At 42.5% G+C, this 23,555-nt stretch carries 20 protein-coding genes and 1 pseudogene; 13 read left to right on the top strand and 8 right to left on the bottom strand.

Annotated features, from left to right (window positions below; translation table 11 throughout):
- Window positions 1-131: 131 nt before the first annotated feature.
- The 3 genes from pepN to M2R47_RS01920 all read left to right on the top strand — a co-directional run bounded on the left by pepN (window position 132) and on the right by M2R47_RS01920 (window position 4,859).
- Entirely contained in the window at window positions 132-2,693 is a 2,562-nt protein-coding gene (gene pepN / locus M2R47_RS01910; RefSeq protein ID WP_249098072.1) for an aminopeptidase N, read from the top strand.
- 98 nt (window positions 2,694-2,791) lie between these two features.
- Window positions 2,792-4,132, top strand: coding sequence for a 3-deoxy-D-manno-octulosonic acid transferase (locus M2R47_RS01915; RefSeq protein ID WP_249098074.1), 1,341 nt, complete (start codon window positions 2,792-2,794; stop codon window positions 4,130-4,132).
- 10 nt (window positions 4,133-4,142) lie between these two features.
- Window positions 4,143-4,859 carry a 16S rRNA (uracil(1498)-N(3))-methyltransferase gene (locus M2R47_RS01920; RefSeq protein WP_249098076.1) on the top strand — a complete coding sequence of 239 codons (717 nt, stop codon included), beginning with the start codon at window positions 4,143-4,145 and terminating at the stop codon, window positions 4,857-4,859.
- Here the strand turns inward: M2R47_RS01920 and M2R47_RS01925 are convergent.
- Window positions 4,854-5,684 (bottom strand): methyltransferase domain-containing protein, encoded by an 831-nt coding sequence (locus M2R47_RS01925; protein ID WP_418001173.1) that lies wholly within the window; start codon window positions 5,682-5,684, stop codon window positions 4,854-4,856. The two genes, M2R47_RS01920 and M2R47_RS01925, sit on opposite strands and share 6 nt — an antisense overlap.
- A 163-nt stretch (window positions 5,685-5,847) precedes the next feature.
- Here M2R47_RS01925 and M2R47_RS01930 point away from each other — a divergent pair, with 163 nt between their 5' ends.
- The 5 genes from M2R47_RS01930 (at window position 5,848) to M2R47_RS01950 (ending at window position 10,184) form a co-directional block, all read left to right on the top strand.
- Window positions 5,848-6,756, top strand: a complete 909-nt coding sequence (locus M2R47_RS01930) for a hypothetical protein (protein ID WP_249098081.1) — start codon at window positions 5,848-5,850, stop codon at window positions 6,754-6,756.
- A 126-nt stretch (window positions 6,757-6,882) separates the two neighbouring features.
- Window positions 6,883-7,920 carry an ABC transporter substrate-binding protein gene (locus tag M2R47_RS01935; protein WP_249098084.1) on the top strand — a complete coding sequence of 346 codons (1,038 nt, stop codon included), beginning with the start codon at window positions 6,883-6,885 and terminating at the stop codon, window positions 7,918-7,920.
- Between the two features lie 234 nt (window positions 7,921-8,154).
- The gene (locus tag M2R47_RS01940; protein WP_249098086.1) at window positions 8,155-9,084 is read left to right on the top strand and encodes an ABC transporter permease; all 930 of its coding nucleotides are present in this window, start codon (window positions 8,155-8,157) and stop codon (window positions 9,082-9,084) included.
- Between the two features lie 16 nt (window positions 9,085-9,100).
- Window positions 9,101-9,895, top strand: coding sequence for an ABC transporter ATP-binding protein (locus M2R47_RS01945; RefSeq protein WP_249098088.1), 795 nt, complete (start codon window positions 9,101-9,103; stop codon window positions 9,893-9,895).
- 10 nt (window positions 9,896-9,905) lie between these two features.
- Complete coding sequence (locus tag M2R47_RS01950; protein ID WP_249098090.1) at window positions 9,906-10,184, top strand: hypothetical protein; 279 nt, start codon at window positions 9,906-9,908, stop codon at window positions 10,182-10,184.
- Window positions 10,185-10,234: 50 nt separating this feature from the next.
- On the opposite strand, the gene ubiM is transcribed toward M2R47_RS01950, so the two are convergent.
- The 7 genes from ubiM to M2R47_RS01985 form a co-directional block, all read right to left on the bottom strand.
- Window positions 10,235-11,428 carry a 5-demethoxyubiquinol-8 5-hydroxylase UbiM gene (gene ubiM / locus M2R47_RS01955; protein WP_249098091.1) on the bottom strand — a complete coding sequence of 398 codons (1,194 nt, stop codon included), beginning with the start codon at window positions 11,426-11,428 and terminating at the stop codon, window positions 10,235-10,237.
- A 9-nt stretch (window positions 11,429-11,437) separates the two neighbouring features.
- Entirely contained in the window at window positions 11,438-11,905 is a 468-nt protein-coding gene (locus tag M2R47_RS01960) for a hypothetical protein (protein WP_249098093.1), read from the bottom strand.
- A 74-nt stretch (window positions 11,906-11,979) separates the two neighbouring features.
- Entirely contained in the window at window positions 11,980-13,020 is a 1,041-nt protein-coding gene (locus M2R47_RS01965; protein ID WP_249098095.1) for an FAD:protein FMN transferase, read from the bottom strand.
- Window positions 13,021-13,112: 92 nt separating this feature from the next.
- A complete protein-coding gene (locus tag M2R47_RS01970; protein ID WP_249098097.1) occupies window positions 13,113-13,640 on the bottom strand; it encodes a dihydrofolate reductase in 528 nt (175 codons plus the stop codon).
- A 59-nt stretch (window positions 13,641-13,699) separates the two neighbouring features.
- On the bottom strand, window positions 13,700-14,542 hold the full coding sequence (locus M2R47_RS01975; RefSeq protein ID WP_249098099.1) for a thymidylate synthase: 843 nt from the start codon (window positions 14,540-14,542) through the stop codon (window positions 13,700-13,702).
- 72 nt (window positions 14,543-14,614) lie between these two features.
- On the bottom strand, window positions 14,615-15,484 hold the full coding sequence (gene lgt / locus M2R47_RS01980) for a prolipoprotein diacylglyceryl transferase (protein WP_249098102.1): 870 nt from the start codon (window positions 15,482-15,484) through the stop codon (window positions 14,615-14,617).
- A 138-nt stretch (window positions 15,485-15,622) separates the two neighbouring features.
- A complete protein-coding gene (locus M2R47_RS01985; RefSeq protein ID WP_249098105.1) occupies window positions 15,623-16,126 on the bottom strand; it encodes an RNA pyrophosphohydrolase in 504 nt (167 codons plus the stop codon).
- 265 nt (window positions 16,127-16,391) lie between these two features.
- Between M2R47_RS01985 and M2R47_RS01990 the strand changes: the two genes are divergently transcribed.
- From M2R47_RS01990 to tcuA, 5 genes and pseudogenes are all read left to right on the top strand, one after another.
- Complete coding sequence (locus M2R47_RS01990; RefSeq protein ID WP_249098108.1) at window positions 16,392-19,316, top strand: phosphatase PAP2 family protein; 2,925 nt, start codon at window positions 16,392-16,394, stop codon at window positions 19,314-19,316.
- A gap of 259 nt (window positions 19,317-19,575) precedes the next feature.
- The gene (locus tag M2R47_RS01995) at window positions 19,576-20,013 is read left to right on the top strand and encodes an OsmC family protein (RefSeq protein WP_249098110.1); all 438 of its coding nucleotides are present in this window, start codon (window positions 19,576-19,578) and stop codon (window positions 20,011-20,013) included.
- Entirely contained in the window at window positions 20,010-20,444 is a 435-nt protein-coding gene (locus tag M2R47_RS02000; protein WP_407068590.1) for an MAPEG family protein, read from the top strand. Before M2R47_RS01995 ends, M2R47_RS02000 begins: the two co-directional genes overlap by 4 nt.
- 373 nt (window positions 20,445-20,817) lie before the next feature.
- Window positions 20,818-22,011 (top strand): MFS transporter, encoded by a 1,194-nt coding sequence (locus tag M2R47_RS02005; protein ID WP_249098112.1) that lies wholly within the window; start codon window positions 20,818-20,820, stop codon window positions 22,009-22,011.
- Window positions 21,989-23,458 (top strand): annotated as a pseudogene (tcuA, locus tag M2R47_RS02010) (FAD-dependent tricarballylate dehydrogenase TcuA). The gene M2R47_RS02005 and the pseudogene tcuA overlap by 23 nt, the downstream one beginning before the upstream one ends.
- Window positions 23,459-23,555: the final 97 nt, after the last annotated feature.

The following is a 23,555-nucleotide window of genomic DNA, read 5'->3' on the forward strand; positions in this document are numbered from 1 at the left end:
TGGTGCGTGCTTCATTGATGTTATTATTCGCTGTTTTTGTGCGATGGGCTTTTATTTGTGTGTAAAGTTTGATAGTATGACAAACCATTGTTGCATATTTTATAGACTGGTATTGATATTGGAGCGTAAAAATGACCACCCCAAATAAAGTTTATTTAAAGGATTACACCCCTCCTGTTTTTTGTGTTAAAAAAGTTGATTTAGACATTCGACTCTACGAGGATCACGCGATTGTAGATGCGACTTTGACCATGAAGCGTCTGCACGAGGGTTTGCTGGTATTGTTTGGGCGTAAGCTTGAATTGCAAGCCATTGAGCTCAATGGAAAGGTGCTTAGCGGTGGTGATTATACGCTCGATGAGGAACAATTGATCATTCATCACGCCCCTGATGATGCCATCGTACGCACTTTAGTCAAAATCATTCCCCACACTAACACTGAACTAGAAGGCTTGTATCAGGCTGGCACTGGCATGGATGCGATGTTCGTAACTCAATGTGAGCCAGAAGGCTTTCGTAAAATTACTTTCTATCCTGATCGTCCTGATGTTCTGGCAGAGTTTATCACCAGGGTAGAGGCGGATAAAAAATACCCCACTTTGTTGGCTAATGGTAATTTGATTGAGAAAGGAGATTTGGGCGACAGGCATTTTGCGATTTGGCATGATCCCACCTTAAAGCCAAGTTATCTTTTTGCTTGTGTCATTGCCAATCTTGATGTGATGCAAGACACATATACCACTTGTGAAGGCAGGGAAGTGTTGCTTGAAATTTATGCCACCAAGCAGGATTTGGATAAATGTCATGTTGCCATGCAGGCATTAAAAGATTCAATGAAATGGGATGAGGATAATTATGGTTGTGCCTATGATTTAGATCGCTACATGATTGTTGCAACTGGTCAATTTAATATGGGGGCGATGGAAAATAAAGGTCTGAACATCTTTAATACCTCATGCGTATTAGCAACACCACAAACAGCGACTGATGAGAGTATTTTTCGAGTAAAGCTGGTGGTGGCTCATGAATATTTTCATAATTGGACAGGCAACCGTGTTACTTGCCGTGATTGGTTTCAATTATGCCTAAAAGAAGGCTTGACGGTATTTCGTGAACAAGGGTTTTCTGGTGATTTTCGCTCTAAAGCGGTGCAACGCATTGAAGATGTGGCATTCTTAAAAGCACATCAGTTTACTGAAGACGCAGGACCACTGGCTCACCCTGTGCGTCCTGAAAGTTTTGTGGAAATTAACAACTTCTACACCATGACCATCTATGAAAAAGGTGCGGAGATTGTCAGAATGATTGCCAATCTTTTGGGCAGAGAAAAATATCGTCAAGGGACAGATGAATACTTTCGACGCCATGATGGACAGGCAGTAACCATAGAGGACTTTTTATCAGCTCTTTCCATAGGCGATGAGCGTGTCTTGGACTTTTTGGCTTGGTATCGTCAGCCTGGCACGCCTGAGGTTTTTGGTGGCTTTGACATTAAAGGCAATCAGGTCACCATCAATCTTTCTCAAAAAACTCGTCATGTAGCAGGTTTTGATGCACCCACTGCATTGCCGATTCCTGTGGATACGGCAATCTTTGATGGGGAGAGTGGAGAGTTGCTTGCTCAAAAAATGCTATTGTTGAATAAAGATGCTGACAGTTTTGTTTTTGAGGATTTGCCCTTAAATGGCGTGCGTCCTGTCATTTCGGTGTTGCGTAATTTCTCTGCTCCTGTCAAGCTAAACTTTGAGTACAGTAACGAAGATTTGATGAAGTTGGTCGCCTTTGAAACCGAAGGGTTTAACCGCTGGCAGGCAGTACAAACTTTAATCAATCGTTTGTTGTTGGGTGAGTCTGACGATTTGTCATTATTGACCGATACGCTACGCACTGTCATTCCAGCACTCATGCAAGATGACCCAATGTTGGCAGCTCGTCTGTTTGATATTCCAAGTGAGCAAGAATTGGCGATGGCTTATGAGGTCGATTACGATCCATCATTTGTGAAAGCCAAGAGGGATGAGTTGAAAAAAGGCATTGCTGCGGCATTGTCAGAAGTTGTGGGAGGGTGGTATCAGGCGTTGCCCATCGTGCCTTATGAAGATACGCCAAAAGCGCGTGGTCAACGACTTTTGCGTAATGTGTTACTAAACCTTGCTTTGGCAGCAGATTTGCCACAGGTCAAATCTTGGGCTTATCAGCAATATGATGATGCCAGCTGTATGAGTGAACGACTGGGTGCTTTGTCGGCGATGATAAGCTTTAATTTGGAAAAAGCGGATGTCTATGTGGCGGATTTTTATGACAAATTCCGTGATGAAGAGCTGGTGATTGATTCTTGGTTTGCGGTGCAGGCTCGTGCTGATGTGCGTGATGTGGCCTTCATCAAATCTTTGATGATGCGTGATGATTACGATTGGAATGTGCCAAATCGTGTACGCACAACACTAAATGCCCTTGCTGCCAAGCCAACCCAGCTGTGGAGTGAAGAGGGCTTGACGCTGTATTTTGATGCCCTTGCTCGCCTTGATGCCATCAATCCGACCGTTGCTTCAAGAGTGCTATCGCAGCTTGGACGCTGGTATACCCTTGATGAGTCTCGCAAGGCGATTGTTAAAGAAAAGCTGATTGCCTTACAAGGTGTTGCAAAATCTAAAAATGTGTTAGAATTTGTCAATAACATGCTTAATGCTTAATGATCATAAAATACGGCAGGTCAAACTTGCCGTATTTTTTGTGTAGTGTTCAATCGGATCAACCATTGCCTTATTTGACATCAATCGCCAAGATCACCATGATCAAACCGCCTTTTTATTACTCCGTGGCCATTTGTCTTGCCATGCCCCTGTATCGTTATATGGTGTATAAAAAATCACACCGTTTATCAAGCCATGAGCGTGAGATTGATGAGCGATTTGGTAAGGCTTATTTGCCCATACCGACCACAAAAAGCCGAACAGACAATGCGTCTCATGTGCCAACAAGTCCACCGCATCGTAAAGGGTTAATTTGGTGTCATGCGGTCAGCCTTGGGGAGTTGAACACGGCTTATCCATTGTTAACAATATTACTAAATCAAGGTTTTGATTTGTGGATAACCAGCACGACACAAACAGGCTTTGATAGAGTCGCCACGCTATTTCAAGACGAAATGGGCGTGCGTGTCAACCATAGCTTTGTGCCTGTGGATTCCCCTAAGGTTTTTAAAAGATTTTTAGCACATGTTCAACCCATGATGGCAGTATTCATTGAGACAGAATTGTGGGCGAATATGTTATATGAGTTACGCCGCCAAGGCATTTTGGCGGTTTTGGTGAATGCCAGATTGACCGAAAAATCATTCTTAGGTTATGCCAGATTTGGTAGATTAAGCCGAAGCATGATGGCAAATCTCACCGCCATCATCGCCCAAGATGACGCATCGGTGGAGCGATTCATCGGTCTGGGGGCGGATGCCAACAAGGTTCATGTTGCCAACTCTCTAAAGTGGGCAAGTGTTGTTCGTTTATCTAAGGATAATGAACGGCTCTTGGCACAAGTAAGAGCGTGGGATTTTGGCAATAGACCCATTTGGCTTGCTGCCAGTACGCATGAAGGCGAGGAGAATTTCATGCTTGAAGCTCAGCATATTTTGCGACAATCCGATCAAAATCCGTTGCTAATCTTAGTGCCTCGCCACCCAGAACGCTTTGAAAGCGTGGCAAGTTTATGCCAAGCATCAGGTCTGACGACGCACAGACGCTCTAAAAATGAGCAGATAGATACAAGCACCCAAGTTTACCTGGCGGACAGCATGGGGGAGCTCTTGGCTTGGTATGCCATGTGTGATGTGGCGGTGGTGGCAGGTTCTTTTGTTGATGTGGGTGGTCATAATCCAATTGAGCCAGCAAGCTTCGCTAAGCCTGTGGTCATGGGTAAATTTGTTAAAAATTGTGAGCTGTTGGTACAGCAACTTTCATCGGTGAATGCTTTGGTGCAGGCAGACAGCTCCCCCGATGCCATCGCTCAAACGGTACGGTCTTGGCTTTTTGATGACAAACTGGCCAAGCAGGCTGGAGAGCAGGGTGCAGCTGTGGTTGCCAAAAAGCAAAAAGCCGCCCAAGTTCAAGCTGAGTATTTATTAAGTTATTTATAAGCCGATTTTTATGAATGTTTTACTATTGACTGATGAATGTTTTGATGGCGATCGTGCCGTCATCAACAATGCTGATCAGTTATCACACATCAAAACCGTGTTGAAATCACAGATTGGCGATGTGTTAAAAATCGGGCGACTTGGTGGGTGTGCGGGTGTTGGTGTGCTAACAGATCTTACTGCCAATCAAGCAATATTGACCGATGTGAAGTTGACAGTCCTACCGCCCAACAAAACAGGCGTTACCATCATGCTCGCCTTACCACGCCCAAAAGTGTTACGCAGATTGATCATGGATATGACGGCAATGGGGGTGAATCACATCATCTTGGTTAACAGTGCTCGCACAGATAAAAGCTACTGGGGGTCGCCGATACTCTCGCGCCTAGATGAATTTGTCATTGAGGGGTTGCAGCAAGGTGTAGATACCATTCCTCCAACAATCACACTTGCCAAGCGATTTAAGCCTTTTGTTCAAGATGAATTGCCAAGCTTAATTGAGCCAGCTGATTCGGTGGTATGCCACCCTTATGCTGCCATGCCTTTTGGTGAATTTGTCCAAAAAAATGCTTTGCCCACATTCATCGCCATCGGTGCAGAAGGGGGCTTTGTCCCTTATGAGATTGAGCGATTTAATGAAGTGGGTATTGCGGCGGTAAGCTTAGGTGAACGCATCTTACGCACGGAAAGTGCGGTCAACGCAGTGCTTGGACGGTATTTGTCATGATGGTAATTTTTGGGCGATGTTTTTGGTTGCTAAGATGTGTAAATATCGACCCATTAAGCGAAATGGTAATTGTTGTGAGTAGCGAAGCTCCATGGCAATCACTGCATCAGGATTGGTAAGTCCACCACGCTTTAAAGGGGCGTAGTCACAAAATACTCGAATTCCAGAGCGGCTTTGTACGACATAATGGTGAGATGCCAGCCAGCTTTCCACTTCTTCATTTTGTACAGGATTGTTTGGGGTTAGGCTTTTGTCATCAGCAGGTTTTGGTCTGTCTAGTTGATAAAAATTACCCATGATGAGATTGCGATAAATCAGGCTGGCAGGATTGTAAAAGCATAATGATAGCATGCCGCCATCTGCCAAAAACTCATCAAAAAAATCCATGATTTGTTGAGGATTTCCTAGCCATTCTAGCACCGCATGACATAAAATAAGATCGAATGTTTCACCTTTAATCATATCGGCAAGTTCTTGATAGGGGCATGCGATGAATCGAATGCCATTGAGTTTTTGTTCTTCGGCGACTTGTTTTGCCTTCTCAATCATATTGACCGAGATGTCGTTGATGGTACAGTGATGGTCTTTGGCAAGTGTCAGACTGATCTGTGCCAATCCTGCACCAACATCAAGAATTTTTAAAGGACGCTTTAGCTGACCGCTTAACTTTTCGACCGACTGATTGACATCACGGCCAAGTACCGCCAAACGCACCTGCCCCTTTAAGCTGCCGTAGACTTTTTTGGCAAAATGTTCAGTGATGGTGTCGAAATTGCGGTCGGTAGGCGTGTTGATCGGGGTTGTTTGATTCATGGTGATGGCCATTGTTGATGTGATGATACAATACAGAGTGTGCGATGTTTTTTGTGTGTGTTAATGCTTAAAAAGTTACCATGCGTATGATATAATACGGTGTTTATTGGGCGGTTTGTGTATTGTATCATAAAGCAGGCGTGTCCGTGATGATGAAATTGAACGGTGAGTAAATATGAAAAAAATCAGTGCGTTAAAGTGCGCTTTGGGTGTTATTGTTGTGGCTTTAATGGTGTCAGCGTGTGCCAAAAAAGACCAACCATCAACTGAACATCAAGAAAAAGTTGCTGAACCTGTCGTTCAAGAAATCCAAGCCATTTGTGATGAGCCAAGCTTGCGTAATCGCCTGGTGGATGCTTTACAAGCAGGATTGTTAGACCATGCGTTAATGGCAATACAAAGCTATGATGATGCGTCAAAGCTGGGTCTAGAAAAGCAAGTGCGTCAAAATCTTACTGAACTGAACATTGATTTGCACAATGTGGTGGCATCAGGTGCGACATGTCATGCTGATGTGCAGTTTGTACTGCCCATTCAGCAAGTCATTTATGCGAATTTGGCGTTTGAATCATTGGGCTTAGCACCGCTTGATGAGCAAGCGGCTGAAGCAGGTTCGGCGCTTGTAGGGGGTAATCGATTGGTTGCCAAAGCTTTTGCTTATACCATTGAAAATAACAAGGCGGTTATTGGCATGGATAATGCAATCGTCAATCTGGTGGCAGATGCTGTCGTGGCGGGGACGCATGGCATGGCAAGTGAATCTCATGTGCAAGCACAAAATACTCCCGTGGTTCGTTTAGAGCCTGTAGCACCCATTGCGACACCTCGCATTCAGCAACCAGCACCAGTAGTGTCAGAGCCTCGTCCAGAGCCACAAGCCCAGTATTCTCAGCCCAAACCAAAGGTTGAACAGCAAGCGAAGCCTCAAGATGTCTCTGTAGAGCAAACCAAAACCCAATCACACCCAGAGACTAAGCCTGAACAACCAAAAACAGAGCCAGCCAAGGCAGCTCAACCAATACAAGATTCACCAACGAATGAGAATATCGAACTTTTGATCATAGAAAGTGATGAGACTTACTGACTTTGACCAGATTTTTATTGGATATATGACGAGGATCTGCCATCTTTATGGTAATTTGATACATTGGGGTGGGGCATCTCATCGTACCAAATCTATTAATTTGGCAGGTTTATTTTGGAGAATAAGATGCAACATTTTCATACCTTAAAGCTGTCGGCTTTGACTTTGTCAGCGGTTGCTTTATTTGGCTGTCAAGACAAAAGTGAGACACCAGCTGACGCCACTCAACATGCACAGGCTACCACAGTACCTGCCAAGCAAGCCAAGACCGTTGCCATCAGTGCGATTGTTGAACATCCATCGCTTGACGACATTCGTCGTGGCATCGTCGCAGGTTTGGCGGATTTGGGCTATAAAGATGGTCAAAATTTGACAGTGAATTTTCAGTCTGCACAAGGCAATATGGCAACTGCGGCTCAAATTGCTAAGCAATTCGCTTCGGAAAATCCTGATGCGATCGTTGCCATTTCAACACCGACAGCCCAAAGTTTGGCAGCGGCCACTCAGACCATTCCCTTGATTTATACGGCAGTATCTGATCCTGTGGCGGCCAAATTGATTGATAACAATAATATCCCCACCCAGATGAACATCACAGGTCTATCAAGTCAGCTGCCACTTGAACCACAAATCGAGCTTTTTACCAAGGTAAAACCGAACGCCAAGCGTATCGGCTATGTGTATAGTCCTGGAGAGGCGAATTCGGTCGCACTCAAAGAACGCTTAATGGAGATCTTGCCAAAATATGACATGACTTTGGTTGATATTCCCGCCAATCGTTCGGCGGATGTGGCAGCGGCTACTCGTGCGCTTGATGGTCGTGCGGACTTGATTTATACCTCTTTGGATAATAATGTTGCTTCAGCAATGGAAGCGATGGTACAAGTCGCTAATGAGCTTGATTTGCCCATCATTGCTTCTGACGAATTTAGTGTGCGTCGTGGTGCGACGGCTGCGTTGGGTGTGAATGATTTTGATTTTGGGGTGGTAACTGCCGAGTTGGTGGCACAGGTATTAGATGGTAAAAAGCCTGCCGAAATTGAGCCTAAAATCATGAATACACTGACATTATATGTCAGCCCAAAACATGCCATTGAGCAAGGCGTATCCTTGAATGATGAAATTACCAAAGATGCCATCAATGTTGATGTTGTAACAAGGTAATGATCGATCTGCCAGTGAGCTGATGTGATTTTGGCGAATGTCGCTTGCCACTTTTTATCATGTTGGTTTGGTCTGCTTAATGTCATGCATTCATTTTAATCAATGTATGTATGGAAAATATTCCACAAATTGACTTTAGCGATTCCTCCATCTTGTTCAAGTGTGTTGAAATCGTGATGCACACACCATGCTTGTCTTTGGTGTGTGTTTTTTTACTTAGTTTTAGGAATTTTTATGTCAATGATTGCCTTGCTTGGAGCGTTAGAAAGTGGCTTGATTTATGCACTGATGGCGTTGGGTGTGCTCATTTCATTTCGTATTTTGGATTTTCCAGATCTGACAGCAGATGGTAGTTTTCCGCTTGGTGGTGCGGTGGCAGCATTGGCGATTGTTTCAGGATTTGATCCTTGGTTGGCTTGTGTTTTTGGCATGATGGCAGGCATGATGGCAGGCATGGCAACGGCCTTGCTTAATGTTAAGCTGGGCATCTTGCATTTGTTGTCAGGCATTATTGTGATGACGGCACTTTCCTCCATCAATCTACGCATCATGGGGGCTCCTAATTTATCACTACTGGGTGAATCTACCGTATTTACTGCTTTTATTGAGGGTAATAACGGTGCATGGGTTCGTGTGGTGGTGGCGTGTGTCATGGTGATTGGGGTTAAGGTTTGTTTGGATTGGTTCTTTGCAACTCAGATGGGTCTTGCGATGCGTGCTACAGGTTCAAATTTAAAAATGGCACAAGCTCAAGGCATCAACACTTCTGCCATGATTGTGCTTGGCATGGCTATCAGTAATGGCTTGATTGCACTTGCTGGAGCGATTTTTGTACAGACTCAAGGTGGTGCAGATGTTTCGATTGGTATTGGTACGATTGTGATTGGCTTGGCAGCAGTCATCATTGGTGAGACGATATTGACCACCAAGCGTATTTTTTGGATGACGCTGTCGGTGGTTGTTGGTGCGGTGCTGTATAAGTTATTCATACAAATCGCCTTATCCAGCCAAAGCTTGCGTAACATTGGTTTTGGACCTCAAGATTTGAATTTGGTAACGGCACTGTTAGTCGTTGCCGTACTCATGCTGCCAAAATATCGCACTAAAATCTTATCTGCCCTTAAAGCTGATAAAAACAGCTTGCAGATGACCATTAAAAAGTAGGTCAAAGGAGGTGTGTATGATGACCATAAGCGATTTACGCTTGACTTTCAATAAAGGCACTCCGATGCAAAACCCTGCACTACAAGGCATTGATCTGACCGTTGCCAAAGGTGATTTTGTGACGGTGATAGGCACGAATGGTGCAGGTAAATCAACTTTTTTAAATGCCATTAGTGGGGCATTACGCCCTGATTCTGGCTCTGTGGTGATTGATGGTGTTGATGTAACGGCACTACCCACTCACAAACGCAGTCATTTGGTGGCAAGAGTATTCCAAGACCCCATGATTGGTACTTGCGAAGCATTGACCATTGAAGAGAACATGGCATTGGCATTAAGGCGTGGCAGGGCTCGTGGGTTATCATCAGCAGTCAATGCCGACAGCCGTGAGATATTTCGTGAAAAGCTGTCTGAGTTAAAACTGGGTCTGGAAAATCGATTGACTGATCGCATGGGAATGCTGTCTGGTGGTCAGCGTCAAGCGGTGAGTTTGTTGATGGCAAGTTTACAACCATCAAAGATTTTGTTGCTTGATGAACATACTGCCGCCTTAGACCCAAAAACAGCAACATTCGTACTGAACCTGACTGATAAAATTGTTCAGGAAAATGGGCTGACTGCCATGATGGTAACTCATTCTATGCCGCAAGCACTCGCACATGGCAATCGCACCATCATGCTGCACCAAGGTAGGGTGGTATTGGATGTTTTGGGGGAGGAGCGATATGGTATGACTGTCAATGACTTGCTTGAAATGTTTCAAAAAAATCATGGTGAAGCGGTTGTAGATGACTCACTGCTATTGGGCTGATGGGTTTGATATGAATAAAAAAGTTGCCAGCATGGTGTCTTTGTCTTTATTTTTTGTGGGTGTGATGGTGCTGGCGGTTACCATTGTTCAAAACAATGGTCATGCGTATCATGCGTTTGCTTTGTGTGCTATTTTATCGGTATTGGCGGATTTTTTAAGCATGAAAACTGGTAATAAAATGCCAACCGCCACACTGGGTCAAAAACAGTTTGTGCTGTTGTTTCAGAGCGTGGCATGGGCGATTGGCTTGGTCTTAATTCATCACTTTAAGCTGTTTCATGTCAGTTGATTTCACATTGACAACTTGATGCACAAAATGCACAGAGTCGTCTTGATGCTTCATGACTTTCCTGTTAGTTGGCTTGTGATCCAGCGTTTAACTGGTGGCAGGTTATTACTGATGCGTAAAGTGGCATCTCTTAGGATACGCATGGGGCGTGTTTGAGTGGTAAATAGTGATACCATCATGTTCGTACCGTGATAAAGTGGTCGTGTGTGAGCTTGGTGTTGCAAGTTGTATTTATGGAGCAGGGCGTCACTTGCAATGTCGAGGTCATCATGATAAGCCTTAATGATGAGCTGGCCCAGCGTATCAACACTCATCAGACCCAAGTTGTATCCATGTGCTGTAACAGGGTGCATTCCAACCGCTGCATCACCGATGAGTGCGGCACGCTTAGCGATGAAGGTATTTGCGTGTACACCCATCAGGGGATAATGATGCACTGTACCTGCAATCGTACAAGCACCGAGTTTATCGCCCATCATACGCTGAGCTTCTTTGGCAAGCTCATTGGGCGACTTGGAGAGGAGTTCCTTGGCTTGATGATTGTCCAAGGTAATGACGCAATTGGTCAAATCATCTTGCAATGGCAATAAGGCAAGAGTTCGCCCATCAAAAAAACATTCTTGGGCAGTGGCTTGATTTGACTGAGTGTGCCGAACACGAAACACAACCACAGTACGCCCAAAATCATTCATGTGTGCACCAATGCCAAGCGTGCGACGCACATATGACATTCTAGAATCAGCACCGATGATCAATTTTGTGGTCAATATGGTGCCATCATTGAGCGTTATTTTTGCCATTGTATCGTCAATGTGTATGCTGTTAACGCTGACGGCTGTCAATAGCTGAACATTCGGTAACTCTTTGACCTCATCATAGAGTGCTTTTTTTATGTTGTGATTGGAAATGAGATTGCCCAATCGGTCGATGGAGCTTAGTCGTTGTAAATCTTTTGGTACTGTAAAGTGTAAATCGTAGTCAAATCCGCCATTATAGACTTTGGCATCTTTGAGTGGATAAATTTCGTCATGACCAAAGCGTTGCCAAACCCCTAAGTCTTGTAAGATCTCCTTGGAATGGTGGGTCAGTGCAATCTCACGACCATCATAAGCAGGGTCTTGAATGTCAGTCAATTCTGCCTTATCTATCATGACGATCTTTAAGTCTGTGCCTTTAAAATATCTGGCAAAAGCAAGTCCAGCTGGGCCTGCACCGATGATGATGATGTCGCTTAAAAAGCTCATGATGCTCTCTTATTCAGCATTAACCAATGTTGACTGGTGATGTGGGGTGTTGCTTGTTTGATGACTGTTCAGCTCATTTTTAACCGCAGTGTCTACCCATGCTTTTAAATCTATAGAAAGTTGCGATAGGTGTTCGGTCAAAAAATCATCAAGCTGTGCAGATAGTTTGGCGATGATGCGAGATTCAATCTCTGCAAATTCCTTTTGATTAAAATTCTCTGCCTTGTCGGCAATCAAAGGCGTACTGTCAAAACTGTGTACCAGTTTGGCAGGGTTTTGAGTGTTTGAGTATGTGGTGAGTAATTCTGCGATGGCACTGCCAAAGTCTTGATTGGTGAACTGATAATTTGCGGCAGGAATGTCGCTGCCAAGCATATGAATGATGTCATCCATTTCTTGATGGAAAGCCTGCTTGACGACGCTTGGTGTGGCAAGCCAGCGTCTGGAAAACTGTGGGGTTGGAGAAAAAGTTGCCATAGAAATCTCGTAGTTGTGTTTGTCGCTGTGTTCATCATTGTAAAGCATGACATGCATAAAGTCAAAAACACAAATCAGTTTGGCGTTTGGTCATTCATGATGGCATTGGATTTGATAAGCTCAAAGCCTTTGCCATCTTTACTTTCAATGATGAATAATGCTTTAATGTGATGTTGATTTGCCATTACCAAAGCCTGATTATAAGAGGTGGCGGTCAAAGCAGTTGCCCAGCCATCAGCAAGTGCCGTACTGTCATGTAGGACGGTAACGCTTAGGGCAGGATTGGTAACAGGTTTGGCACTTTTGGGATTGATGGTATGGCTATAACGCATACCATCATACATCACAGAGTTGCGATAGCCTCCTGAGGTGGCCACATGTAGTGTTTGACCTGCTGGCTGGGTAATGGTGGTAAAAGTCTTGCGGTTTGACACTGAACTGTCTAACACAGGTGAGTCAATTGCAAGCTTCCAAGGTCTGCCTTTCTCGTTGTTGCCTTTAGTGGCGATTTCCCCACCAATCTCAACCATGTAATCATTGATGCCATACTTTGTAGATAAGACGCTTGCAATGACATCTACACCATATCCCTTGGCAATCGCTGAAAAATCCAGCCCCACGCCGTCATGTGTCTTGTGAATCTCATCTGCTTGTAGAACGACTTTATCTAGTCCAATTCTGTTTTTTAGGTTGTTGATTTCTTCATCGGTAGGGGGTGATTGCAAGCGTTCGACACTCATATGAGAGCCAAAGCCCCACAGCTCAACAAGTGGATACACCGTGGGGTCAAAACTGCCATTGCTGGCGATAAAGATGGTTTTGCTATCGCCTAAAACCTGCTTGAAGTCTTTATCTATCATCATGCTTTGGTGGCTTGGTAGGCGATTGAATTTAGAGATGGTGCTGTCTTCTATATAGGTAGACATGCTTTGATTGACTTCATGTAGGCGTGTGTCAATCATGGATTTGATGGCATTAACATCGTGCTTGTCTGCCTTAAAAGTGATGTGGTAGCTTGTACCCATCGTCTTGCCTTCGATACGCTCATAGTTGCTTTTCGGTGAGCAGGCACTGACAATAAGGGCGGTAGTAAAAATGATTGGCAAATAACGCATGATGATTTCTCAGTCTAAAATCCTGCGTCATTGTAACATTTTTTGGTGTCATTAAGTGAAAAATAACACCGTTTGTCTGGAGAAACCGATCATCATCTGGCATAGGTTTCAAAGGCAAAACCAATGTTTTGATCATGACTGACACCACTTTTACTGTCAATCAGCTTAAACATTTGTGGAATGGTGGGGTAAAATGCGTCGCCTTGTATGTCCAAGTCAACTCGGGTGATTTGTAACACATCGGCAATTGGTAGGGTTTGGCGATAGATTTCACCGCCACCGATGATGAACAGCTTGCCACAATCACAATCATCAGCTGCCATTTTTAAGGCATTTTCCAGATTGTGAGCAACTTTCACGCCATCGGCCGTCCAGTGTTCATCTCTTGTAATCACCCAGTTAATGCGATTTGGTAAAGGCCTGCCAATGCTTTCAAAAGTCTTGCGTCCCATCACTACCACGCCATTCGTGGTGAGCTGTTTAAAGTGTTTTAAATCTTCAGGAATGTGCCAAGCAAGAGTGTTGTCCTTGCCAATGCAATGATTGTTGTCAAAAGCGACCACATGAACCAAGGTGATGTTTTGGGCGTGTAAATGCTGGCTAATGTCTGATAGGGTCATAAAATCATCTGCATAAAAAGGGGTAAAAAAAGAAAATCAATTCGTTCTTTGTGTGTTCATCACACGGCAACTTCGGCCTTGATCCTGTCATGGGATTGATAATTGATGAAATTGATGTCATCAAACTCAAACGCAAACAGGTCTTTAACTTTTGGATTTAGGGTTAACTGGCATAATGGTAGTGGCTTGCGAGTTAATTGTAATTTTGCTTGTTTAAAATGATTGTGATACAAATGCGTATCTCCCCCAGTCCAAATAAAGTCACCTACTTGTAATTGACATACTTGGGCGACCAAATGAGTAAGTAAGGCATAGCTTGCAATATTAAACGGCACACCCAAAAACACATCTGCTGAGCGTTGGTAGAGTTGGCAAGATAATTTGCCATCAATCACAAAAAATTGAAACAATGTATGGCAAGGAGGTAGGGCAACCTGCCCAGCTTCTGATGGATTCCAGCCAGAAACAATCAACCGACGAGAATTGGGGTTGGTTTTGATTTCATGAATCAACCAAGACAGCTGATCAAAACCATCTTTATTATAACTGCCATCAGGATTTTTACTTGCTCCAAAATTACGCCACTGGTGTCCGTAAATCGGCCCTAGGTCGCCAGCCGACCTATCAAAAATGGCGGTTTTTTCGGCCGTTGCCCATTCGTCCCAAATCGTAACACCGTGGTCTTGCAGATAGTTGACATGAGTGTCACCCTTGATGAACCAAAGCAATTCATGAACGATGGATTTGATGTGTATTTTTTTTGTCGTCAACAATGGAAAACCATCTGTTAAGTCAAATCGCATTTGATGACCAAAAACGCAGCGAGTGCCTGTACCTGTGCGATCGCCTTTGTCGTTGCCATGAGTTAGAATGTGAGAGAGTAAATCAAGATACTGTTTCATGTGAATATGCCAATTAAATACTGCTTTTTAAATATTGCTTTTGGTTTGGATTGATGGCTGTTGCGTTCATGTTCATCGCCAATCATAAACCTGATCTTTATACGCCATGATGAATAAAATCACGCCCAAGATGATCATTGGCAAACTATACAGCTGACCCTTACTCATCCAACCAAAAATAAGATCATACCCCACATCAGGTTGGCGGAAGAACTCAGTAGTGAAACGAACAATGCCATACCCAAGCAAGAATAAAGCAGAAACAGCATGGCGTGGGCGAGGCTTGGCACTAAACCACCATAAAATAGCAAATAGCAACACACCTTCGGTAAATGCTTGATACAGTTGGCTTGGGTGGCGTGGTAACAGATAATGCCCATCAAATTTTGTGGCGATGCTGATCAAGCTTGGGTCCTTGTTGATCAGTTCATAATCGGCGGCGATGGCCTGTGGAAAATACATCAGGTACGCATAATCGCCATGCGACACACGCCCCCACAGTTCACCATTGATGAAATTGCCAATACGCCCAAACAGTAAGCCAAGTGGTACGCAGGGTGCGATGAAGTCTAGTATGGTAAAAGGGTGTTTTTTGTATTTTTTAGCAAAATAAAGCATTGCCAAGACCACGCCGATAAAGCCGCCATGAAAGCTCATGCCTCCTTCCCACACACGAAATAGATAAGCAGGATTGTCTAAAAATTCACCAAAATTATACAGCACCACATAACCAATACGACCTCCTAAAATGACGCCCAATGCCCCAAAGAATACCAAGTCTGATACCATTTCAGCATTGAAATCATGGCGTTTTTTGCTACGCCAAGTCGCCAAAAGATAGGCACATAAGAAAGCAAGTAGGTACATCAGACCATACCAATGTAACTCAATAAAACCCAGATTGAGGGCGACGGGGTCAAATTGTGGATGAAAGATTGCCATAGATTTGCCAATGAGTTAAAGTTTTGAAATCCATTATAGCAAATTTGCCCAAAATTTTCTTGGGTTTCTAGGGTCTTTAATGATGAAAAAGACCGAATCAATGATTCGGTCTTTGTGGTGATTGATGGTCAATGTTACTCATCGCCAAGCGTGTGATATCAATTCTTTTGTTAAGGGAAGTTCTCTTACCAGCTCTTGCAATGCTCGCTGATACACGCCACGCTTAAAGGCGACTACTTGGTTGAGTGGGTACCAATAGCTGACCCATTGCCACTCTTCAAATTCAGGCTTTGACGCATCAAAGCGAATGTGTTTCGTGTTGTCTTCATCTAAGCGAAGCAAAAACCATTTTTGTTTTTGCCCAATACACAGCGGTGCTTGATTGCTACGAACATAACGCTTTGGCAGTCGGTAACGCAACCAATCTTTCGTAACTGCAAGCAGTTCAACATGACTAGGAAGCAGGCCAACCTCTTCGTATAATTCACGATACATGGCATCCAATGGCGTCTCTCCATCGTCAATGCCCCCTTGGGGAAATTGCCAGCTGTCGTGTCCGATGCGTTTTGCCCAAAGCACTTGCCCTTGTGTATTTGCCAAGATGATGCCGACATTGGCTCGAAAGCCGTCCGAATCAATCATGACTAAACTCTATATAAAAATTTTTAACAAATTCTGCCATGTGTGATGACAGATGACTTGGTATTATTAAAACAAATTTTTCGTAAAAAGTGTAATGTTTTTTTGCATTAAAATGTTTCATGTTCGCTTGATTTTGTCGGTGTTGATGTGTCATTGATGATAAAAATGGCGATTTATTTCATACTTTTGTCACATAAGGTTACTAAAATGCAACAGCCAACATAGAAAATGGGTACTTATGTACAAAGATTTTGGAGAAATGCTCATGAAAAGCAAGTGTCTAAGACGAACACTGCTAACAATTGCGGTTGCCGGCATGATGTCGCACACGGATGCCAACTCTGCTGTTAATATGACCAATACCAATATATCTAAAGCAACAATCAATCAGTCTAAAGGCAACGCATTCGATTCTACCATAGGTCATCAAGTTTGGTTTGATTCACAAGACAGTAACAAGACAAGTATCAACCAGCATGGCTTCACCTCCCAGCCAAGTGTGCCGTCTTTAAAAGATGAACAAAAAAACACCGAAACTAAGTCTGCTGCACCCTCCAACACACAACCCAAACAAGAGCCATTTATTGTTTCGGACATTAATCGACATAGGCAGGCGTGGTTTGATCATCTGGCCGATAAAGTCGTGGTTGATTATCCAAAAAAGGACAGTTTGGAGGCTGAACTGGACAGACGCATCTCATGGGACAAACAACAAAATACCAGCCCAGAGCGTCGAGCATTGGCAGAGGAGGATAAAAGCCAGGATCGCACCCATGTTCGTCGCGAATTTGTCAAAAGTACGCTGGGTGACATGGCTGATGACATCAGTGATATTGAGCTTGAAGCACTGTTTGGTGGCACTGAATATTTGGCGAGTCTTGCAACAAGGTCTTTTGATAGTAATAAAAATCGTCCCAGGGCGTTTGATTTCATCTTAAAAGACAGGTATCTGCGTGGTCGCCCATATCAAGTGCTGGATGATGAAGGTAGCTACTTGCCAGATTATGACACCAAAACACATGATGAAAAAACAAAAAGAGCGTATTCTTCTTATCCAAGTGGACACACTTCTAACGGTTTTGGGCAGGCTGTTGCCATGTCTTTAATTTTTCCAGAGCGTGGCAAGGAGGCATTTGCCAGAGCGATAGAATATGGTGAGAGCCGTGTGATTGTCGGTGCTCATTTTCCCACAGATACCATGACTTCTAGGGCGGGCCGCTACTATTTTATGGCGAAAATGCTTGAGGATGATGTGCGTGCCAAAGAGCTGGCGAAGCTATCTGCATCAGTGCGTCATTTATTCGCTGATTTGTGTGGCGATGAATTGAGGTCTTGTTTAGAAAAGCTACCAAGTCAATCTTATGATGACCACAAAAAAGACAGTCACGCCATCGGATATTACCACACTTTAAAAAATGACAATCAGATTGAGCGTCTTGGTCTTGATGACTTGCCCAAAGAGGCTGGCCATCTTTTGAAATTACGCTATCCTTACCTTGATGATGATGCACACCGACAGGTGCTGGCATCTACCGCTTATCCAAAAAATAGCTTTGCTCAAATGGGCGATGTGAACAATCCAGACAACAACTGGGGTTTGATTAACTTACCATCTGCTTACGATGGCATGGGTCATCTGTATGGTGATTTGACGACAAAAACGCCAGATGCGACGCTTGATATCGCAGGGTTTGGAGAGTATGATGCTTGGAATAATGACATCACAGGCAAAGGTAGGCTTATCCAAAATCATTCAGGCAAGCTCATTTTGACGGGAAATAATCATTTTGGCGGTGTTAGCATCAAGCAAGGCGAGATGATCTTATCGGCCAACAATCAGATGTATGCCGACAGTGAGATATTTGCTGATGGTATTTTGAACATAGAGGGGGATTTTTTTGGAACGATTCTTAACCATCAAGGTGTGATCAATGTCCATGCCAATCAAAAAAATGTGACGATTGATGACATTGCGATGAATGATGGCATCTTAACCGTCAAAGGTGAGAGGGGGACTGCTCACATTAATCAATTGGATGGTCAAGGTCGGGTGCTGGTACAAGAAGGATCGGATTTTGGTAAGGTGGCGGGGTCGCTGGATTTTGTGATGGCCCCAAGTGATCAACCAGTCAGCATTCAACATCTTTTGGGCAAGCATCGCATTATGCCAACTAAGATCAATCAAGAAATTAAAGATCAGTATTTGTTGCAGGTTCAAAGTGGCGATGGCGTGCTTCATTTAAGTGATGGTCGTGGCGACATTGACAAGGTAGAACGAGGGGCATATGCGTATCGGTTGCGTCAAGTGGACAAGGCTTGGGTATTATCACATTTGAATGATAACAATAGACCCATGGCATCATCACTCACGACATCGGCGATGAATGCAGCCGTCATTACTCCTTATTCGATGATGGATATGATGAATGCACCCGTGCGGTCAGGAATTTGGGCTTTGCACCATCGCAATGACCGCACATTCCATCATGAGCAAGGCAGCTTTAATGATGTGAGTCAGCGTACGACACTGGGTGTGGGCATGACAGATGGGAATCTATTGATTGGTGCCTTGGCAAGCAAAAGTCATGGTACGGTCAAGACAGATGTTGATCGTGGGTATGTGACGACAGGTGTGTCAGCCTATGTCAACAAACAACTGGTGGGCGGAGCGACTGTCCTGGGTGCTTTGGCTCATCAATACACAAAACAAGCCATAGATAATGTGTCTGTGCAGAATGTGAAACATCGTGCTTGGGGTGCATCGCTGGGTATGACCAAATTGATGCCCATCAACGATTATCACATCAAGCCTTTTGTTGCCATCATTCATCTAAATGCTGATGGCAAAGACGCACAGGTGCAAGGCTCAACCATTGACTTTGAGCGTGCGACACTGACGGCAGTGAATGTTGGAGCCAGCATTTCCAAGTCCATGCGTATGATCAAACCTTATGCGACCATGCAATTAGGATATGTCCGTCAGAAAAATGACTTAATCATCAATGATGCCATCAATCAGCACAAATCACGCTGGTCAAGTGATTTGTCAGGTGTGGCAGGATTGGTAGCACTGGGGGTTGAGGCCAGTGCAAGTGAGTATTCTGGGTTGTCGCTGGAAGTGGCAAAAACATTCCATGAACACATTGATAACCCAGCCAGTGCCAAACTCATGCTTAATTATCGTTTTTAGTTTTAATGAACTGATTTTGAACATTTAATTAATTTGGTCAAATGATGACATGATTGATGAAAAGCTCGATGACATGTCGAGTTTTTTTAAACGAATTGGTACACCCAACAGAACATCAGGCATTTGTTCTATACAAAAAATGAATGGCTGCACAAAAATGCTCAGTACTTGCTTGAAAAATCCCTAAAAAATCGCCATACTAGTCAAAAATGTGTTTATTCTTTATCTTAAAATTCAAGGCGATAATAAGGATGATTTTATGGCAGATCTTAGTGTTGATATTTCTTGGTTAAAAAATGAGGCTATTAACTTCAAAGCGACCAGTGGTTCAGGGCATGAAGTCATGATGGACTCAGACCAAGTTTTAGGCTCAAAACCAATGGAGTTGATTTTGATGGGTTTGGGTGGCTGTGCCAGTTATGATGTCGTGAGTATTCTAAAAAAATCTCGCCAAGCGATTAAGGATGTCCGTTGTGAAGTATCTGCCAAGCGTGCTGATGCCACACCTGCAGTATTTACTGACATTCATCTACACTTTGTTGTCATTGGAACTGATATCAAAGAATCTCAGGTTGCCAGAGCGATTGAGTTATCTGCAACAAAGTACTGCTCTGCCTCAAAGATGCTCGCTGATGGTGGTGTGAATATCACTCATGATTATGAAATCATTGAAAGCGATAATGGCAAGGTGAAATGATGGATGCGATCATGATGTTTGTGGTGAATTTTTCTCCCAAAATTTCAGTGGCGATACAGGCGATGTTGGCGGCGTGTCTTTTGCCATTCGTCTTTGCATTGCTTGCAAAAATAACAGGGGGATTTCGCCTTGTGGACAATGCCAATCCACGGGAGTTTTTGGCAAAAACAACGGGCTTGGCAGCAAGGCTAAACTCTGCCCAAACCAACAGCTTTGAAGGCTTGCCGATGTTTTTGGCGGCCGTTTTGGTAGCGATGTATTGCTTTGTACCACAAAATGTCATTAATGCCTTAGCATGGTTGTATGTGTTTTTACGCATGGGTTATGGCATGGCGTATGCGTTTAATTTATCATTGCTACGCTCAGTATTGTGGTTTCTTGGAATGTCGTGTTGCTTGGCACTATTCTATTTTGCAATGGTCATGATCTGATGCCAAAAAGTTTGGTGGCTAATATTATTGTAAAAAATAATTTACACCCAAAGGGTAATGTTAAAAGCACTATTGATAGAATTCATACCTTGGTTGGTTCTGGTGCAATAAACAGAATCAATCACTTACAATCGAAATATTTGCACAATCATTTAATTGATTTTTTTTGACAAAGAGTTCTCGCTATATGATCTTCTTGACTTGCTGAATTTTCATGATGTTCAGGTGGTGCATATTAATGAGATGAGTGGATATCACTGTTATAGAGCAATCATCAATCAAGCATTAAGCAAAAACTTTGTGAGAGTAAATCCTTTTTATAATAAGATGACCCTAGATCCTTTTTGTTAATCAATAATAAGGCTTTAGAACTATGGATGGCAAATTTAATAAATCAGTGAATAATATCTGTGGCAGCATGTTGCTATCGAGTTTGGCATCTTCCCTCTATCTGGTTGTATTGCCACTATATGTTTATCATCTTACCAATAGTGCCATTTCTACAGCACTTCAGGTAACCATCTCTGCGGCAGGTAGTCTGCTCGCTTGTTTCTTTGTTAATAATTTTAATATATTTAAAAGTGATAAATTGCACATTGTGGCCATTAATGTTACTTTAAGTATTTTGTTATGCTTACCATATTTTTTTAATGATTCAGCCATGATTTATGCGTTGTATGCCATAAGTTTTGTTGGAACATTTTTATCAACTTGTTCAAGTGGCTATATTGAGAGTTTGATTTCATTTTTATCAGAATCAACACACAGTCTAAATAGACAAACCATCATAGGAAAAACAAAGGTTTTTGCAGGCATGGGTTCAGCGTTAGGGTTTTTTATAGGCGGTGCTATTTTAAGTGTTTTAAATCATCGTGTTGTATTTTTTATTGGCGGTGTTTTATTTGTCCTATCTGCTATTTTTATGTATTTGACTCCTATCGATGATATCAAACAAAGAAGTAATTCTATCAAAAAAGCGGTTTATAAAATTTTATTCTCAAAAAATATCTTCTATTTGAGTACAGCTCATGCCATATCCGCAGTCAGCTTATTTATTTATAACGGGACTTTTATATATGTATTAAAGGATATTTATAAGGTCGATGATATTTATGTTTCTTTTTATTTTTTTAGTCTGATGTTGGCAACGGTTTTTGGTTCGTTGCTTATGGTGAAAGTATCCAGACATAAAGAGTTGCCTGTCCGTATTGCCCCGCATCTGCGTATATTTTATGCTTTATTTTTCTTGGTAACCGCATTCTCTTCAGGATATTGGTATTTTTTAATATCTGTATTTGTTCTTAACTTTATTCATGCGTTTTCAATTCCGTTTTGGCAGGATTGCTTTCAAAAATATTCCCCTTCATCAGAATGGCGGGTAATCGGAACAAGCAGAAAAACATTGGTGGCTATTTCTGGCATCATTGGAAGCATGTTAGGTGGATATTTGATTGGAAAATACAATATTATGCTTACCTATACTGTTGCGGCATTGCTGTCTTTTGTATCTGGTGTTTTATTAATGGTTTTTATTAGACGGTCTCATGAAATTAAAAGAAGCGTATGATGTTGTTGTGGGTGCTGGCAATGCTGGTCTTTGTTCAGCCATATCAGCTGCCCAGAAAGGAAAGCGTGTTTTGGTCATTGAAAAAGCTCCAAGAATTTATAGAGGGGGTAATAGTTCATTAACAATGAATTTTAGATTTCCTCACAATAATTTTGAAGAGTTATTAAGCTTGATTGATGATGGTGATAGAAATTTAGAGGTAGAGAAGGTTTTAAGATAAAGCTACATGCCGTATACGAAGGATGATTTTCTTCATGACTTAAGATCCACTTCCAATAATCAAGGAGTTTTGGATCTTCAAGAAACACTTGTTGATAAATCTTTTGAAACTATTTTATGGATGAGAGACTTGGGGCATAAATGGACATATAAAGATTTTGGTAATATATTTAAAAGAAGCATACCTCTTAAGATTAAAGGTTCGGGTAAATCTTTACAAGAAAGAAACTTTAATATTGCCGAGAGTTTGAGTGTAGATGTAATGTATTGCACCTCTCTTTATGACTTTGTAATGGTTGATAATTGTGTTAAAGAGCTGATTTTAACTAAGGATAATGGAGAATCATTTGGCTTGCCTACTAATTCATTGATATTGGCACTGGGAGGTTATGAAGCTAATCCATATTTTAGGCAAAAATTTTTAGGAGAGTCCTGGGAAAATGTTGGCATCAGGGGTGTTCCTTTTAATACTGGAGATTGGTTTTTCCCTGCAATCAAAAACAATATTCAACTTTATGGGGATTATTCGGAATTTGGTTGCCATGCGACACCTCAAAGCTCATATCTTCCTGATTATTTATTGCCAGGAGAAAATATTAAAAGTCAAAACCAATCGAGGTATCAGTTTAATCTAGGAATAACAATTAATCATGATGGTAAGCGTTTTTTTGATGAGGGTGAGAGTATGCCAAACTTTTTATATACAAAAGTTGGGCGTATGATTAATAAGCAGATTAATAATATGGCTTTTCAGATATTTGATAGAAAAACCGTTGGTTTTTTATCCCAATCGTATTTTTCTGATGAGAATTTATTTAGTTCAAATTCATTGCGAGTTATTTGTGAAAAGTTTGGTATAAATCATCGCAATCTGCATGATACGATAGAAAGCTATAATCGCAATTGTGTCGACAATGTCATTTGTGATTTTAGTTACTTGGATGGTAATAAATCTGTGGATTGTTTTGGCGTCCCTAAATCTAACCGGGCCCAAAAAATTGATACTCCGCCTTACTACATTGCACCAGTGAAAGCAGGTGTGACATTTACTTATGGGGGTTTGAAAGTGAGGCCTGATGCAAGAGTATACAGAACAAATGGTGAATGTATTGATAATATGTTTGCTTGCGGTGAAATCGTGGGCGGTGTTCATTATGGAAATTATGCTGGTGGTACTGGATTGATGCTTGGTGCGGTATTTGGAAGGATAGCAGGAGAGAATGCTTAAGCTTTAATTAAAATGGTATTTGTTACTGCCTTGGTTGTATTGTTTTTAGCAGTGCATTTGATCTACCATTGCTACGCTCAGTATTGTGGTTTCTTGG

Source organism: Moraxella oculi, from assembly GCF_023336735.1.
Lineage (GTDB): Bacteria > Pseudomonadota > Gammaproteobacteria > Pseudomonadales > Moraxellaceae > Moraxella > Moraxella oculi.

Bases quoted from the DNA above. Each gene is read 5' to 3' on its own strand.
- pepN (WP_249098072.1), top strand. From the start codon at position 132: ATGACCACCCCAAATAAAGTTTATTTAAAGGATTACACCCCTCCTGTT.
- M2R47_RS01915 (WP_249098074.1), top strand. From the start codon at position 2,792: ATGATCAAACCGCCTTTTTATTACTCCGTGGCCATTTGTCTTGCCATG.
- M2R47_RS01920 (WP_249098076.1), top strand. From the start codon at position 4,143: ATGAATGTTTTACTATTGACTGATGAATGTTTTGATGGCGATCGTGCC.
- M2R47_RS01925 (WP_418001173.1), bottom strand. From the start codon at position 5,684: ATGGCCATCACCATGAATCAAACAACCCCGATCAACACGCCTACCGAC.
- M2R47_RS01930 (WP_249098081.1), top strand. From the start codon at position 5,848: ATGAAAAAAATCAGTGCGTTAAAGTGCGCTTTGGGTGTTATTGTTGTG.
- M2R47_RS01935 (WP_249098084.1), top strand. From the start codon at position 6,883: ATGCAACATTTTCATACCTTAAAGCTGTCGGCTTTGACTTTGTCAGCG.
- M2R47_RS01940 (WP_249098086.1), top strand. From the start codon at position 8,155: ATGTCAATGATTGCCTTGCTTGGAGCGTTAGAAAGTGGCTTGATTTAT.
- M2R47_RS01945 (WP_249098088.1), top strand. From the start codon at position 9,101: ATGATGACCATAAGCGATTTACGCTTGACTTTCAATAAAGGCACTCCG.
- M2R47_RS01950 (WP_249098090.1), top strand. From the start codon at position 9,906: ATGAATAAAAAAGTTGCCAGCATGGTGTCTTTGTCTTTATTTTTTGTG.
- ubiM (WP_249098091.1), bottom strand. From the start codon at position 11,428: ATGAGCTTTTTAAGCGACATCATCATCATCGGTGCAGGCCCAGCTGGA.
- M2R47_RS01960 (WP_249098093.1), bottom strand. From the start codon at position 11,905: ATGGCAACTTTTTCTCCAACCCCACAGTTTTCCAGACGCTGGCTTGCC.
- M2R47_RS01965 (WP_249098095.1), bottom strand. From the start codon at position 13,020: ATGCGTTATTTGCCAATCATTTTTACTACCGCCCTTATTGTCAGTGCC.
- M2R47_RS01970 (WP_249098097.1), bottom strand. From the start codon at position 13,640: ATGACCCTATCAGACATTAGCCAGCATTTACACGCCCAAAACATCACC.
- M2R47_RS01975 (WP_249098099.1), bottom strand. From the start codon at position 14,542: ATGAAACAGTATCTTGATTTACTCTCTCACATTCTAACTCATGGCAAC.
- lgt (WP_249098102.1), bottom strand. From the start codon at position 15,484: ATGGCAATCTTTCATCCACAATTTGACCCCGTCGCCCTCAATCTGGGT.
- M2R47_RS01985 (WP_249098105.1), bottom strand. From the start codon at position 16,126: ATGATTGATTCGGACGGCTTTCGAGCCAATGTCGGCATCATCTTGGCA.
- M2R47_RS01990 (WP_249098108.1), top strand. From the start codon at position 16,392: ATGAAAAGCAAGTGTCTAAGACGAACACTGCTAACAATTGCGGTTGCC.
- M2R47_RS01995 (WP_249098110.1), top strand. From the start codon at position 19,576: ATGGCAGATCTTAGTGTTGATATTTCTTGGTTAAAAAATGAGGCTATT.
- M2R47_RS02000 (WP_407068590.1), top strand. From the start codon at position 20,010: ATGATGGATGCGATCATGATGTTTGTGGTGAATTTTTCTCCCAAAATT.
- M2R47_RS02005 (WP_249098112.1), top strand. From the start codon at position 20,818: ATGGATGGCAAATTTAATAAATCAGTGAATAATATCTGTGGCAGCATG.